Source organism: Dokdonella fugitiva, assembly GCF_014138265.1.
Classification (GTDB): domain Bacteria; phylum Pseudomonadota; class Gammaproteobacteria; order Xanthomonadales; family Rhodanobacteraceae; genus Dokdonella_A; species Dokdonella_A fugitiva_A.
Map to the genome: position 1 here is coordinate 320,872 of NZ_JACGXL010000005.1, position 13,461 is coordinate 334,332.

At 69.5% G+C, this 13,461-nt stretch carries 11 protein-coding genes; 3 read left to right on the top strand and 8 right to left on the bottom strand.

Annotation, left to right across the window (positions count from 1 at the left end):
* Positions 1–128: 128 nt before the first annotated feature.
* Together FHW12_RS16150 and FHW12_RS16155 are read right to left on the bottom strand one after the other, a co-directional pair.
* Positions 129–1,523 carry a hypothetical protein gene (locus FHW12_RS16150; protein WP_182532066.1) on the bottom strand — a complete coding sequence of 465 codons (1,395 nt, stop codon included), beginning with the start codon at positions 1,521–1,523 and terminating at the stop codon, positions 129–131.
* A 154-nt stretch (positions 1,524–1,677) separates the two neighbouring features.
* Positions 1,678–4,311 (bottom strand): fibronectin type III domain-containing protein, encoded by a 2,634-nt coding sequence (locus tag FHW12_RS16155; RefSeq protein ID WP_182532067.1) that lies wholly within the window; start codon positions 4,309–4,311, stop codon positions 1,678–1,680.
* 196 nt (positions 4,312–4,507) lie between these two features.
* On the opposite strand from FHW12_RS16155, the gene FHW12_RS16160 reads away from it, so the two are divergent.
* Positions 4,508–5,926: a formimidoylglutamate deiminase gene (locus FHW12_RS16160; protein ID WP_182532068.1), complete on the top strand. Its 1,419-nt coding sequence runs from the start codon at positions 4,508–4,510 to the stop codon at positions 5,924–5,926.
* A 33-nt stretch (positions 5,927–5,959) separates the two neighbouring features.
* Here the strand turns inward: FHW12_RS16160 and FHW12_RS16165 are convergent, their stop codons facing one another.
* Together FHW12_RS16165 and FHW12_RS16170 are read right to left on the bottom strand one after the other, a co-directional pair.
* Positions 5,960–7,198: an ectonucleotide pyrophosphatase/phosphodiesterase gene (locus FHW12_RS16165; protein ID WP_182532069.1), complete on the bottom strand. Its 1,239-nt coding sequence runs from the start codon at positions 7,196–7,198 to the stop codon at positions 5,960–5,962.
* A 71-nt stretch (positions 7,199–7,269) separates the two neighbouring features.
* Positions 7,270–7,872: a cysteine dioxygenase gene (locus FHW12_RS16170; RefSeq protein WP_182532070.1), complete on the bottom strand. Its 603-nt coding sequence runs from the start codon at positions 7,870–7,872 to the stop codon at positions 7,270–7,272.
* Positions 7,873–8,053: 181 nt separating this feature from the next.
* On the opposite strand from FHW12_RS16170, the gene FHW12_RS16175 reads away from it, so the two are divergent.
* Entirely contained in the window at positions 8,054–9,112 is a 1,059-nt protein-coding gene (locus FHW12_RS16175) for an NADH:flavin oxidoreductase/NADH oxidase (RefSeq protein ID WP_182532071.1), read from the top strand.
* Positions 9,113–9,157: 45 nt separating this feature from the next.
* Here FHW12_RS16175 and FHW12_RS16180 read toward each other — a convergent pair whose 3' ends face one another.
* Positions 9,158–10,417, bottom strand: coding sequence for an MFS transporter (locus tag FHW12_RS16180; protein WP_182532072.1), 1,260 nt, complete (start codon positions 10,415–10,417; stop codon positions 9,158–9,160).
* A 144-nt stretch (positions 10,418–10,561) separates the two neighbouring features.
* Here FHW12_RS16180 and FHW12_RS16185 point away from each other — a divergent pair, with 144 nt between their 5' ends.
* A complete protein-coding gene (locus FHW12_RS16185; protein ID WP_259393102.1) occupies positions 10,562–11,260 on the top strand; it encodes an AraC family transcriptional regulator in 699 nt (232 codons plus the stop codon).
* Here the strand turns inward: FHW12_RS16185 and FHW12_RS16190 are convergent.
* The 3 genes from FHW12_RS16190 to FHW12_RS16200 all read right to left on the bottom strand — a co-directional run bounded on the left by FHW12_RS16190 (position 11,242) and on the right by FHW12_RS16200 (position 13,259).
* A complete protein-coding gene (locus FHW12_RS16190; RefSeq protein ID WP_182532074.1) occupies positions 11,242–11,799 on the bottom strand; it encodes a GNAT family N-acetyltransferase in 558 nt (185 codons plus the stop codon). The two genes, FHW12_RS16185 and FHW12_RS16190, sit on opposite strands and share 19 nt — an antisense overlap.
* 82 nt (positions 11,800–11,881) lie before the next feature.
* Positions 11,882–12,766: an Hsp33 family molecular chaperone HslO gene (locus FHW12_RS16195; protein ID WP_182532075.1), complete on the bottom strand. Its 885-nt coding sequence runs from the start codon at positions 12,764–12,766 to the stop codon at positions 11,882–11,884.
* Between the two features lie 142 nt (positions 12,767–12,908).
* A complete protein-coding gene (locus FHW12_RS16200; RefSeq protein ID WP_182532076.1) occupies positions 12,909–13,259 on the bottom strand; it encodes a hypothetical protein in 351 nt (116 codons plus the stop codon).
* Positions 13,260–13,461: the final 202 nt, after the last annotated feature.

The following is a 13,461-nucleotide window of genomic DNA, read 5'->3' on the forward strand; positions in this document are numbered from 1 at the left end:
CGAGGGTACGATTATCGCAGCGCGGGCCGTTCGTGTGCGAACGCCGGGCAAAACGAAGGGCCGTCCGGGGGACGGCCCTTCGACCGATGCGCGCGGAGCGGACCGCGCGCATCGGGTGCTGCGGGGGATCAGCCGTCGAAACCGTCGGCGAAGATCTGGTCGAGCAGGAGGCGTGCGGCACCGAAGTCGTAGTTGACGCCCGACTTCAGCCAGCTGCCGGCGACGTAGATGCCGTCGTGGAACACGTGCACGTCGGCGACGACGTCGCTCTGGTGGATGTTGCCGAAGTCGATCTGCGTGAGCAGGAAGTCGCTCGTGCCGTCCAGGTAGTAACGACCGACGAGCCAGTCGCTGTCGCCGCCGGTCGGCGTGTAGTTCGCCGCGACGACGTAGCCGACGTTCGGCTGCACGGCGACGCTGTGGAAGCCGAGCGAGTCGCCCGCGGTCACCGTCGCGTAGCCGTTGGTGCCGTCGCCTCCGCTGAAGCTCGCGTCGTAGGCGCAGGTCGAGCCGCGGCGCTTGGCGATCAGCGCGCTGTGCACGGTGCCGGACATCTGCGCGTAGCCGACCGTGATCATGTCGTCCTCGCCGCCGCCGCCCGGCACGAGCGCGAGGCCGAGCAGTTCGGTGTCGCGCGAGTTGCTGCCGTCGACTTCGAACACGCATTCGTCCGACTGCGAGAGCTGGTCGACCGTACCGTCCGCTTCGAGGCGGACGATCAGCGCGGAGCTGTCGTTGCCGCCGACGACGTCGGTCTTGCCGACGCCGACGATCTTGCCGTTGGAAGCGATCGCGACCGCGTTGATCTGGTGGCGGATGAAGTTGTTCGTGCGCATCAACTGGATGCCGGAATTGCTCAGGCCGAAGCTGTGGTCGAGCGCGCCGCTCGTCTCGAAGCGCATGAACGCGGCGTAGGTGTCCGAGACATTGGCGACCGCGGTCGTGCCGGCCATGACGATCTTGCCGTCGGGCTGCACCGCGATGCCGTACGGGATGTCGCGGCTCAGCGACGGACCGGGTTCGATCGACGCGCTCACGCACGAGGTGAGCGTCGAGTTGAACAGCAGCGGGACGCCGCCGGTCGAGAACGCGCAGACGACGAAGTCCCAGTTGTCGGCGGTGGTCTTCTTGTAGCCGCCGACGAGCAAGCTGTTGCCGCGCATCGCGATGCCGGCGGTGTTGAACAGCTCGCCCTGCGAGGTCTGCGTCATCGCGCGGCCGTCGGTACCGAAGTTGTCGTCGATGAGGCCGTTCGGCAGCAGGCGCGTGACGCCCATGCGGGCCACGCCGTTGGCGTCGCGCACGGTGCCCGAGATGTACATCGAGCCGTCGGGGCCGATCACGCTGCCGCTGGCGAAGTCGGACATGGTGCCGCCGTAGTCGAATGAGATCGGCGACTTGCCGGAGCTGAGGACGCCCCAGTTCGTGTCCAGCGCCCCGTCGAGCGGGGTGGCGGCAGCGAAGCCGGCCTGCAGCAGGCCGCAGGCGAGCAGGGTGCGGAACATCGTGGTGTTGGCGACCATCGCGGTACTCCTTCGTGCGCGTCGGAATGAGCGCTCGGCCTTGCATACGGGAGGGCGATGGGCGAGGGATCACGGCCCGGGCGGGAATTTCCCTCGCGGGCAAAAAAAAGGGGCCGCATGGCGGCCCCTGAAGCAACGCTGCGCGGGAATCGTGCTATCGCACGACCATCTCGAAGCCGTCCGCGAAGATCGTGTCGTTGACCGCGAGTTCGGGCACCAGGCACCACTCGGTGAGCGTGCCCGTGTCGGAAGCGGCGTTGTCGGACACGTTCAGCGTCCAGGTGCCCGCGAGCGAGAGGCCGGCGAACGGTGCGAGGCCGGGCGCATTCGGCGACAGCGTGCCGCCGATCGCCGGCGGCGTCGCGCTGCAGGCGTCTTCGACCGGCGAAGCCGCCGCATCGTCGAGCAGCACGTCGATGTCGTTGTTGCTGCAGCCGAAGCCGGTGCCCGTGTAGCCCGGGCGATCGATCACCGCCGAGCTCGCCGCGTCCTTCGACAGCGTGAACTTGAGGTCGCCGACGTAGGTGTGCGTCGCCGTGATCGACAGCTTGAGCGAGTTGATCATCGACGTATCCGTTAACGTGATCGTGTCGTTCACGCCGGTCGGGTTGTTGTCGGGGATCGCGAGCGCGGGGGAGTGGCAAATCACATTGGCGGTCGTGAAGCTGAATGCTGCCGAGAACGTGCCGTCGCCGCAGCCGTTGGTCGGCTTCACGTGCCAGTAGTACGTCGTGTTCGGGCTCAGGCCGCTCGCGGCGTAGCTCGTCGTCGTGATGCCGGCCTGGGTCGCGACGATGTTCGTGAAGCCGGCATCGGTCGCGACTTCGATCGTGTAGCTCGCCGCGCCGGCGAGCGCGTCCCAGGTCAGCGTGGCGCTCGTGCTGACACCGGTCGCGCCGTTGGCCGGCGTCTGCAGGTTCACGGAGCCGGACAGCGGACCGGCGACGGTGAGTGGGATCGTCTTGCTCACCGTATCCGCGCCGCTCGTACCTGTCACGAGGATATTGAAGAACGAGCCCGGAGCCAGCGGCGAGATGCCGCTCAGCGTGAGCACGGAGGCGCTCGACGGCGGGGTGAGGCTCGGTGGCGCGAAGGTGCCGTTGACGCCCGAAGGGGCGCTCGACGCGCTGAAGGCTACCGTACCGCTGAAACCCGCGTCGTACGTTGCCGCGATGTTCACGGTCGCCGTATCGCTCGTGACGCACGCCGACACGGCGGTCGGATCGACCGTGAAGTTGAACGGCGTCATGCCGATGCCGTCGATCGCAGTCACGCCCGAGCTGGTCGGATCGAGCCAGTCCTTCATGCGCGTGGTCGGCGTGCCTTCACCGTCCCAGGCGACCGAGAGCTGGCCGTAGAAGTCCGACAGGTCCGCGCCGGTCGCGCCGCAGGCGGACGGGCCGCCGCTGAGCACGCCGACGAGGCGCTGGCTCGCGTTGTACAGCGGCGAGCCCGACGAACCCGGCTCGGTCACGCCCGGCGGCAACGAAGCCGGCTGCGGCGCGGGGATATTCGGCAGGATCGGCGGGGTCGGATCCCAGAACGAATGCCAGTGCGTGTTGGTGCCGCCGCTGATGCCGCCGACCTGGAAATCCTGCTCGACGAAGGTGATGCGCTTCTCGTCGACGTTCGGATGATGGATCGCCGCGCATTGGCCGGCGTCGGAGTTCGCATTCGGGCCGGGCGCGCAGTGCGCCGGCGTCGAACCATGGTCCCAACCCGCCCAGAACAGGTTCCAGGCCGGATCCGGCGTGCCGTTGAGGCGCACGAGCGTGTTGTCGGAGCAGACCGCGCCGTTCGTGCAGTCGGTGCCGCTGAACGGATTGCGCGTGCGCGCGAGGAAGGTCGAACCGCTGCTCGTCGTCGTCGGGCGCGGCACCGGATTGCCGCTCGCGGCGCTGCCCGGCGTGCGGCAGGTCGCCGACTCGTAGTTCCAGTAGACGACGATGCCGGCGGGGTTCGCCACGACGTTGCAGTGGCTCGCCGTGATGAACAGCATGCTGCGGTCGCCGGCGGTGTTGTTCACGAGCGAGCCGGTGCAGGTGTCGGTACCGGACATCGTGTACGCGCCGACCGAACGCCGCGGGTTGTTCCACGGATCGGACGAGTCCATGCAGGCGACGTCCATGTTGCACGCGCCGGACTGGATCGCGTCGGGCGAGCAGGCCGACTTGCCTTCGCCGGTGAGGTGCAGGCCCGGTTGCTCGTAACCCTTGCTGTGCGTGCCGAAGCCGCGGTAGCCCTGGTTGATCTTGCCGAGCACGAGGTCGACCTGGTTGCGCTCGCTCGTCGCGACGTCGAGTTCGACCATGACGTCGGTCGAGATGATGATCGGCGTCCACAGCTGGCCGAGCGCGTTGTGCGAAGCGGCGTCGTACGGACCCGCGAGCTGCGCGTGGTCCTTGCTCGCGTAGATGAATACGCGTGCGCTCGCCGGGACGTGGAAACGCGTGAAGCCGAAGTTGAGCGAAGCGGCGTCCTGCGCCTGCACGCGATAGCGCCAGATGCTGCGATCGCCCTTCTGTTCCCAGGTGCCGCCGGTGCGCACGTCGATGGTACTGTCGTGCGCGATCGCAAAGCGCATCGGATTGCCCGCCGCTTCGCGCAGTGCGTCTTCTTCCGCGATGGTCTTGAGGTCGAGCGCGCCGAAGCGTGCGGTGGCGACCTCGTCGATGGACTTGAACCCGGCACCGAAACCAGTCGGTGCGGCGCCGCCCGTTGCTGCAGCCGCGACACTCGAGACGAGCGCCAGTGCGGCAGTGAGACATCTGTACTTGAGCATCATCATCCCCGATCAGCCCAGACAAAAAGTTCCCCTGTCCGCCGAGCCTAGCACCGGGTCGGACACGTTTGAACCGCCTGTGGAAGGAGGGGTGCAAGCTGAACATGAACGCAGCGCGCGAACGCGCATGAACGCGCATGAACGCGCTGGAAAACCCGGTCCGGCGCGGCTAGGCTCGCCGCTCCACCGCGACGGACCGATCATGCAGCCGACCCGCCATCACGCCGACTACGCCTGGCTGCCGAGTGGATTCGTGCACGACGTGGATTTCGCCACCGACGCGTCCACGGGCGGTGGCGCCACGCTGCAGTCGGTGCACGTGGACGCGCCGCGCGCCGCGACGGCATCGCTCGGGCGCATCGTCGTGCCCGGCATGCCGAACCTCCATTCGCACGCGTTCCAGCGCGCGATGGCAGGGCTCGCCGAGCGAGGCGCGCCGCAGCAGGCGGAAGACAGCTTCTGGAGCTGGCGCGAGGTCATGTACGCGTTCGCCGGGCGCATCGGGCCGGACGACCTGCGCGCGATCGCGGCGCAGCTCTACGTCGAGATGCTCGAGGCCGGCTACACGCAGGCGTGCGAATTCCATTACCTGCATCACCAGCCCGATGGTCGTCCGTATGACGACCCTGCGGCGATGTCGCTCGCGCTGGTCGAGGCCGCGCGCGAGGCGGGCATCGGCCTGACGCTGTTGCCGACGCTCTACGTGACCGGCGGGTTCGACGGCCGCCCGCTGTCCGAGCGGCAGCGTCGCTTCGGCCACGACGTCGACGGCTACCTGCGCCTGCTCGAACGCCTGCGCGCGATCGACGAGCCCACGTTGAACGTCGGCATCGCGCTGCATTCGCTGCGCGCGGTGCCGCCCGATGCGATGCGCGCGGTGCTCGCCGCGATCGACGCGATTCCCGCGAGCCCGCGGCAACGAACGGCCGCACGCATGCCGGTGCACATCCACATCGCCGAGCAGATCGGCGAAGTACAGGATTGCTTGGCGATCCGCAACGCGCGGCCGGTCGAATGGCTGCTCGACCATGCGCCGGTCGACGCGCGCTGGTGCCTCGTGCACGCGACGCACCTCAGCGACGACGAGACGCGCCGGCTCGCCGCGAGCCGCGCGGTCGCGGGGCTGTGCCCGACCACCGAGGCGAATCTCGGCGACGGCCTGTTCCCGCTCCGCGCGTACCTCGACGCCGACGGCGTGCTCGGCATCGGATCGGACAGTCACATCTCGGTGTCGCCGGTCGAGGAACTGCGCTGGCTCGAGTACGGCCAGCGCCTCGTCACGCGCCACCGCAACATCAGTGCGAGCACGGCGACGCCCAGCAGCGGCGAAACGCTGTACGCGCGCGCGCTCGCCGGTGGCGCCGCGGCGGCGGGCGGCGCATTGGCGGCGTTCGCGCCGGGCCACCGCGCGGACTTCGTCGTGCTCGACGACGCGTCGCCGCTGCTCGCCGGACGCACGCCGCAGCAGTTCGTCGACACCTGGCTGTTCGGCGGCAATGCGAACCTCGTGCGCGACGTGATGGTCGGCGGCGAATGGGTCGTGCGCGAGCGGCGGCATCGGGACGCCGAGCGCATCGCGCGACGCTATCGCGACGTCGTCGAGCGTCTCGCGCGCGGCTAGGAAGACGGGCGGCGGCAGGTCGCCGCCGGAGGGTCAGCGCGCGCCGTCGCGCAGCAGGCCGGCCACCGCGGCGACGTCGCCGTCGTTCGGGCGCGGCGCGACGCCGAGCAGCTTCGCGAGCAGTGGATAGACGTCCACGTTGTCGAACTCCGGTACGACCGCGCCGCGGCGGAAGTCGGGACCGCGCGCGACGAACAGCGCGCGCATCGCCGGGTCGTCGTTGTCGTAGCCGTGCTCGCCCGGCGAGTAGTGGCCGCCCTTGTCGTCGTAGCCGTGCGACGTGATGTTGCCGCCGTGCTCGGCGAGGCAGAGCAGGGACGGGATGCGCGGATGCGTGCCGTAGTGCAGGCGCGCCGGCACCTCGCCCTTGCGCCAGCACTGCATGTGCGGATGCGGTCGCAGCAGCACTCGCTCGATCTCGGCGGTCTTGCCCGGGTGCGGCTCGATACCGGCGAGGATGCCGTAGTTGGCGACGTCGACGTCGGCGAGCGGCACGATGTCGTCGAGGTAGGTGCGCCGCTCCGGCGACGTCGCGGCCTGGCCGTGGTCGGACACCACGACGAGATCGGCCGCGTCGAGTCGCCCGCGTGCGCGCAGGCCGTCGACGAGACGCGCGATTGCCGCGTCGACGTCGGCGAGCGCGGCGTCGACCTCGGCCGACTCGGGGCCGTGCTCGTGGCCCTCGTGGTCGACCTGTTCGAAGTAGAGGGTGAGGAAGCGCGGCCGCCGCGCCACAGGCAGGTCGAGCCAGGCGAGTACCTGGTCGACGCGCGCGTCCGGCGCGACCTTGCCGTCGAACGGCTTCCAGTAGGTCGGTCGCACGCCGGCGATCGCGACGGTCGAACCCGGCCAGAACATCGTCGCGCTGCGTACGCCCTGCTTCTCGGCCGACACCCACAGCGGTTCGCCGCCCCACCAGCGCGGGTCGTCGATCGTCACTTGTTCCGTGTAGACGAAGCCGTGCTCGAATGCGGGATCGGTCATGCGGTTGTTGACGATGCCGTGGTGATCCGGGTACAGCCCGGTCACGAGCGTGTAGTGGTTCGGGAACGTCAGCGTGGGGAAGGCGGGCTTGAGCGCTTCGGCGCGCACGCCGTCGGCGGCGAGCGCGGCGAGCGTCGGTGTGCGTCCGCGCGCGAGGTAGTCGGCACGGAAGCCGTCGATCGAGACGAGGATCAGCGGCGTCCGCTTCGTCTCCGCACCGCGCGGTGCGACGCCGCTGCAGGCGGCGGCGACGAAGCAGAGCAGGGCGAGCAGGACGGCGCGACGCATCGACGGTTCCGCGGACGATCGAGCCGCGTATCGTCGCCGAAACCCGCGCGCGTGCCTAGCCGCGGCTGGACTCAGTGCGCGTGCGTCGCGCCGATGCGGCCGTCGACCTGCGCGCGCGTCGGCACCGGCACGTAGCGGCCACCGCGGCCGACGTCGAAGTTGCGATAGTGGTCGAGCAATCCACCGTAGACGTGCAGCGTGACCGCGGCGCGGCGCGCGGAAAGGTTCGTGCAGCGATGCGCGTGTCCCTGCGTGCCGAGGAACGCGCAGGATTGCCCTTCCTCGAGCACGGTGGTGCCGACATGGCGCAGGCCACGCTCGTCGCCGAGTTCGTAGTCCTCGACGCTGAGCGTGCCCTGCAACACCATCTCGATGCCCCACAGTCCCGCATGATCGTGGATCGGCGTCGCGTAACCGGCCGGCCACACCATGATCACGCCGGTGTAGCGGCCGTCGCGTTCGCATTCGTAGAGCCAGCGCGTGAATTGCTGCGGGTGCTCGTCGCAGATCGCGCGCAGCGCGCGGCGGTCCTTCGGCGAATACCACACCGCCTCCCGCAGGCCCGCGTGCACGCGATCGAGCGAGGGGCGCTCGATCGAAACCGGTTCGTTGCCGAGGCACGACGCCATGTAGGCGCGGACACTGCGCGTGACATCGAGATCGATCGGCGACATGCGGCCACCCCGGGTCCGTGAGCGATGTCCACTGCATCACAATCTTCGTTAATTCTTCGCTAAGCGCGCGCCCCCTATCCGGGCGGTTTCTCGAACTTCGTTCAAGACATCAAGTTAGTACATTGATTCGGCGGAGATCGCGTCGGATATGATGCGCGACCCATGGCGCGAGGCGCATCGCATGTCCGGTCTGTTCGATCCCCTCGCGCTCGGCGACGTCGTCCTGCGCAACCGTATCGCCGTCTCGCCGATGTGCGAATACTCTGCCGTTGATGGCTTGCCCGACGACTGGCATCTCGTGCACTTGGGCAGTCGCGCCGTTGGCGGTGCAGGCCTCGTGTTCACCGAGGCGACCGCGGTGTCGCCGGAAGGCCGCATCTCGCCGGCCGACACGGGCATCTGGAACGACGCGCAACAGGCCGCGTGGGCTCGCATCGTCGCGTTCGTCGCCTCGCAGGGTGCGGCCGCCGGCATCCAGCTCGCGCACGCGGGACGCAAGGCGAGCACCGACGTGCCGTGGCGCGGCGGCAAGCCGCTGCACGGCGACGCGGCATGGACGGCGCTCGCGCCGAGCGCGATTCCGTTCGATGCGGGGTATCCGGCGCCGAGCGCGCTCGACGACGCCGGCATCGCGAAGGTGATCGCCGATTTCCGCGCCGCCACCGTGCGCGCGGCGGCAGCCGGCTTCGGCGTGATCGAAGTGCACGCGGCGCACGGCTATCTCATCCACGAATTCCTCTCGCCGTTGTGCAACGCACGCGACGACCGCTGGGGCGGCGACCTCGTCGGTCGCGCGCGCCTGCTGCGCGCGGTCGTCGCCGCGGTGCGCGACGCCTGGCCGCGACCGCGGCCGCTGGTCGTGCGCGTGTCGGCGACGGACTGGGCGACCGGCGGATGGGACATCGACGAATGCGTCGAACTCGCGCGCTGGCTGCGCGACGACGGTGTCGACCTCGTCGACTGCTCGTCGGGCGGCGCGGTGCCGCACGCGAAGGTGCCGGTTGCGCCCGGCTACCAGGTGCCGTTCGCCGCGCGCATCCGTCGCGAAGCCGGCATCGCGACCGGCGCGGTCGGCCTCATCACGACCGCGGCGCAGGCGAACGCGATCATCGAGCGCGGCGAGGCGGACCTCGTCCTGCTCGCACGAGAGACGCTGCGCGATCCGTACTTCCCGCGCCGCGCCGCGGCCGAACTCGGGGTGTCGATCGAGGCGCCGCCGCAGTACCGGCGCGCGTGGTGAGCGCGTAGGGCGCGGCAAGCGCGCAGCGCCAGTCCCGCCGTCGCGTCAGACCGTCCGTGCCAGCCGGTGCGGATTCGGCAGGAACCACGCGAACAGGCCGAGCGCGGGCAACCACGCGCAGATGCCGTAGACCGCTTCGATGCCGATGTGGTCGGCGAGCTCGCCGAGCACCGCGGCACCGAGGCCGCCCATGCCGAAGGCGAAGCCGAAGAACAGGCCGGCGATCACGCCGGTGCGGCCGGGCACGAGTTCCTGCGCGTAGACGATGATCGCGGAGAACGCCGACGAGAGGATCAGGCCGATCACGATCGTCAGCACGGTGGTCCAGAACAGGTTCGCGTGCGGCAGCAGCAGGGTGAATGGCAGCACGCCGAGGATCGATCCCCAGATCACGTAGCGCCGGCCGATGCGGTCGCCCACCGGGCCGCCGACGAGCGTGCCCGCCGCGACCGCGCCGAGGAACGCGAACAGGTGCAGCTGCGCGTCCTGCGCGCCGAGCTGGAATTTCTGCATCAGATAGAAGGTGTAGTAGCTGCTGATGCTCGCGAGGTAGAAGTACTTCGAGAAGATCAGCACGCCGAGCACGAACAGGGTCGCGACGACGGTGCGGCGCGGCAGGCGCGATGCGCGCTGCGCGATGCCGGCGGCGCGATGCGCACGGATGTGCACGCGGTACCAGCCGCCGATGCGCGCGAGCAGCACGATCGCGACGAGCGCGGCGATCGCGAACCAGGCGACGCTGCCTTGCCCGCGCGGCATCACGATGAACGCCGCGAGCAGCGGGCCGCTCGCCGAGCCGACGTTGCCGCCGACCTGGAACAGCGACTGCGCGAGGCCGTGCTGCCCGCCCGACGCCATGCGCGCGACGCGCGAGGACTCCGGATGGAACACCGACGAGCCCGAGCCGATCAGCGCGGCCGAGAGCAGCAGCACCGGGAAGGTCGTCGCCTGCGACAGCAGCAGCAGGCCACTCAAGGTGAACCCCATGCCGATCGCGAGCGAATACGGCATCGGTCGCTTGTCCGTGTAGATGCCGACGAACGGCTGCAGCAGGGATGCGGTGAGCTGGAAGGTCAGCGTGATCAGGCCGATCTGGCCGAAATCGAGCGAGAACGATTGCTTGAGCAACGGATAGATCGCCGGCAGCAACGACTGGATGAGGTCGTTGAGCAGGTGGCAGATGCTGAGCATCGCGAGGATCGGGAATGCGGTGCGCGCGGCGCTGGCGGCGGGATCGTCGAGCGGCTCGGGCGGCGTCACCGGGGCGTCGGGGAGCGCGCCGGCGGCGGGGGAGAGGTTCTGCATGCGTCTATTGGACATCGCGGGGGTCGTGCCCGCATTATCGAATAGGTCAGGTTTCCTTGCGTTCGGGCCAACATGCGCAATGTCCATGCGAGCCGGGCGGATGCCTTGCCCGGGCCGATCGTCGCCACCGCGAACGAGTTGCCGATGAACCATCGCGTGCCGCCGCATCGGCACCGGCGCTCGCAGCTGCTGTACGCGGCGACCGGCGTCATGCTCGTCGGCACCGAAGCCGGGCGCTGGATCGTGCCGCCCGAACGCGCGGTGTGGATTCCGGCCGGCATGCAGCACGAAGTGAATTCGCTCGTGCACGTGAGCACGCGCAGCATCTACGTCGAGCAAGGCGTCGACGCGGCGCTGCCGGCCGATTGCCGCGTGCTCGGCATCTCGCCGCTGCTGCGCCAGTTGCTGCTCGAGACTGCGGACCTGCCACTGCCGTACCGCAAGGGGTCGCGCACCGACCTCGTGTTCTCGCTGATCGTCGAGGAGATCCGACGCGCGCCGGTACTGCCGCTCGACATCCCGTTCCCGGCCGACGCGCGGCTGGCCGCGCGCTGCCGCGCCTACCTCGCGCAGCCGTCGCCGCACGAGACGATCGACGACTGGTGCGCCGACCTCGCGTGGAGCCGGCGCACGTTCACGCGGCGCTTCCGCGCCGAGACCGGCATCAGTTTCGCGGAATGGCGGCGCCAGGCGGCGATCTTCGCCGCGCTGCCACGCATCGCCGCCGGCGAATCGATCACGACGATCGCGTTCGACCTCGGCTACGAGAGCGCATCGGCGTTCGCGACGATGTTCCGCCGCGTGACCGGCGTCGCACCGAGCCGCTACCTCGCGCCGGGCTGATCGAGCGGCAGCAGCATGACGCGGTCGCTCTGGCGATCGCCGCCGACGTCGAACGTCTTGCTGCCGACGTCGACGTAGCCGCATTTCGCGTAGAAGGCGATCGCGCGCGGGTTGCGCTCCCACACGCCGAGCCAGAGGCCGCGCGCGCCGAATCCGCGTGCAGCCGTGCACACCGCCTGCATCAGCCGTTGCGCGACGCCGCTGCCGTGGGCGGCGCGGTCGACGTAGAAGCGCTGCAGCTCGACCGCGTCCGCGGCACCGACGCATGCGGGCGCTTCGCCGCGATGCACCTGCGCGTAGGCGACGAGTTCGCCGTCGAGCGTCGCGAGCAAGGTCGCCGTGTCCACGTCGGCGAGTTCGCGCGACTGCTGCTCGACGCCGTAGGTCGCGTCGAGGAACGCCTGCAGATGGGCCGGATCGTTGGCCGCGCCGAACGTGTCGGCGAAGCTGCGCGCCGCGAACGCGGCGAGCGCGGCGGCGTCGGCGGGGAGGCCGCGGCGGATCGCCAGTCGGTCCATGAAGATGTCGGCGGTCGTCATGGGCGCGTGCAGGTTCGCATCGGTCGTGCGCGTGGCGGCAGGAGCAGCGGCGTCCACGCGCACGGGGCCGCCGCGCGACGCATCAATGCCGTTTCGCAGCCGGCGGCGCGGTTTCCACCGCACGGAAGATGTCGCCGACGTCGTTCTCGTCGAACACGTAGCGGCGGTTGCAGAACTCGCAGTGCACCTCGATCGAACCCTGTTCGGCGAGCGTCGCGTCGGCCTCGTCGCGACCGAGTGAGCGCAGCATCGCCTCGACGCGCTCGCGCGAGCAGGTGCAGGCGAACACGAGCGGCTGCGCCGGCTGCAGGAGCACGTCCTCCTCGTGGAACAGGCGCAGCAGCAACACTTCAGGCGGCAATTCGAGCAGTTCGCGCCGCGTCATCGTCGCGAGCAGATGGCCGACGCGGTTCCAGCCGTCCTCGTCCGCGTTGCCCAAGCCGCCCTCGCGCGCGACCTGCTGCAGCATGAGGCCGCCGCAGCGACCGTCGCCTTCGGCGAGCACGATGCGCGTCGGCAACTGCTCGGAACGCTCGAAGTAGTTCTCGAACGCGTGCGCGAGGTCACCGCCTTCGACCGGCACCATGCCCTGGTAGCGCGTGTCGGTGATGCGGTTCTCGATCGTGATCGCGAGGCGCGCTTCCGGATCCAGCCCGATCGCTGCCGCCGGCGGTGCGCCGGCCCAGCGCGCGATGCCGCGCACGCAACCGTCGTGCGTGCACTCGGCGAACAGCAGGCGCAGCGGGCCGTTGCCTTGCAGCTGCACCGACAGGCGGCCGTCGAACTTGATCGTGCTCGTGAACAGTGCGCCCGCGGCCACGGTCTGCCCGAGCAGGTCGCCGAGCGGACCGGGGTAGTCGCCGTTCGAGCGCAGGTCCTGCCAGCTCTGCTCGAGGCGGACGAACGCGCCGCGCACGCCCGCGCGGTCGAGCTGGAACCGGTGCAGCAGGTCGTTCGGCGCCTTCATGGCACGCCCGCTGCCGTGTCGCGATGTTCGTCCAATGCCGCGCTCCGTGTCGATTCACGGAAAGTCTAGCGGCGCGGCCTCGCGGCAGGCAACGAAAACGCCGGCGGCCCGCGGGCCGCCGGCGCCGGATCGACGCTGGGCGTCAGTGGTCGTCGCGATCGTGGTTCTTGTAGTGGGCGATGACCCACTCGTTCTTCTCGTACGGTTTTTCCGTATCGAGCTCGATGTTGACACCGCCGCGCGTGATGTACGTGCGGTACGTTTCCGGCAGCTCGTTGGCCGAGCGCCAGTCGTCGCCTTCGCGCCAGTAGTACACCTTGGTTTCCGGAGCGAAGTAGATGTCGTGGTCGCCGTAGTAGACGTAACGATGATGGCCCTTCTTGACCACGGTCGTGGTCGTGGTCTCCGTCGTCGTGGTCTGCTGGGCGACCGCCGGCAGCGCGGTCAGGGCGATCGTCGCGGTCGCAATGATCAAGCTGGAACGAAGGTTCATGGCATTTCCTCGTTTGGCAATCGGAAGAACATCGGCGGACGGACCGACCGTTGTTCACCGACGGAGGCTACGCCGTGCCGCTGAACCGCAGCGGCGAAACGGATGAACGGGACAGGCCGCATTCACGCGCAGGACGACGATCGATGACGCACGGCGCATGGCCACGATTTCCGCGGTGGTTCGCGCGATACGACGATCGCGT

Excerpts from the sequence above, each read along its gene's own strand:
- FHW12_RS16150 (WP_182532066.1), bottom strand. The coding sequence starts at position 1,523 with ATGGTCGCCAACACCACGATGTTCCGCACCCTGCTCGCCTGCGGCCTG.
- FHW12_RS16155 (WP_182532067.1), bottom strand. The coding sequence starts at position 4,311 with ATGATGATGCTCAAGTACAGATGTCTCACTGCCGCACTGGCGCTCGTC.
- FHW12_RS16160 (WP_182532068.1), top strand. The coding sequence starts at position 4,508 with ATGCAGCCGACCCGCCATCACGCCGACTACGCCTGGCTGCCGAGTGGA.
- FHW12_RS16165 (WP_182532069.1), bottom strand. The coding sequence starts at position 7,198 with ATGCGTCGCGCCGTCCTGCTCGCCCTGCTCTGCTTCGTCGCCGCCGCC.
- FHW12_RS16170 (WP_182532070.1), bottom strand. The coding sequence starts at position 7,872 with ATGTCGCCGATCGATCTCGATGTCACGCGCAGTGTCCGCGCCTACATG.
- FHW12_RS16175 (WP_182532071.1), top strand. The coding sequence starts at position 8,054 with ATGTCCGGTCTGTTCGATCCCCTCGCGCTCGGCGACGTCGTCCTGCGC.
- FHW12_RS16180 (WP_182532072.1), bottom strand. The coding sequence starts at position 10,417 with ATGCAGAACCTCTCCCCCGCCGCCGGCGCGCTCCCCGACGCCCCGGTG.
- FHW12_RS16185 (WP_259393102.1), top strand. The coding sequence starts at position 10,562 with ATGAACCATCGCGTGCCGCCGCATCGGCACCGGCGCTCGCAGCTGCTG.
- FHW12_RS16190 (WP_182532074.1), bottom strand. The coding sequence starts at position 11,799 with ATGACGACCGCCGACATCTTCATGGACCGACTGGCGATCCGCCGCGGC.
- FHW12_RS16195 (WP_182532075.1), bottom strand. The coding sequence starts at position 12,766 with ATGAAGGCGCCGAACGACCTGCTGCACCGGTTCCAGCTCGACCGCGCG.
- FHW12_RS16200 (WP_182532076.1), bottom strand. The coding sequence starts at position 13,259 with ATGAACCTTCGTTCCAGCTTGATCATTGCGACCGCGACGATCGCCCTG.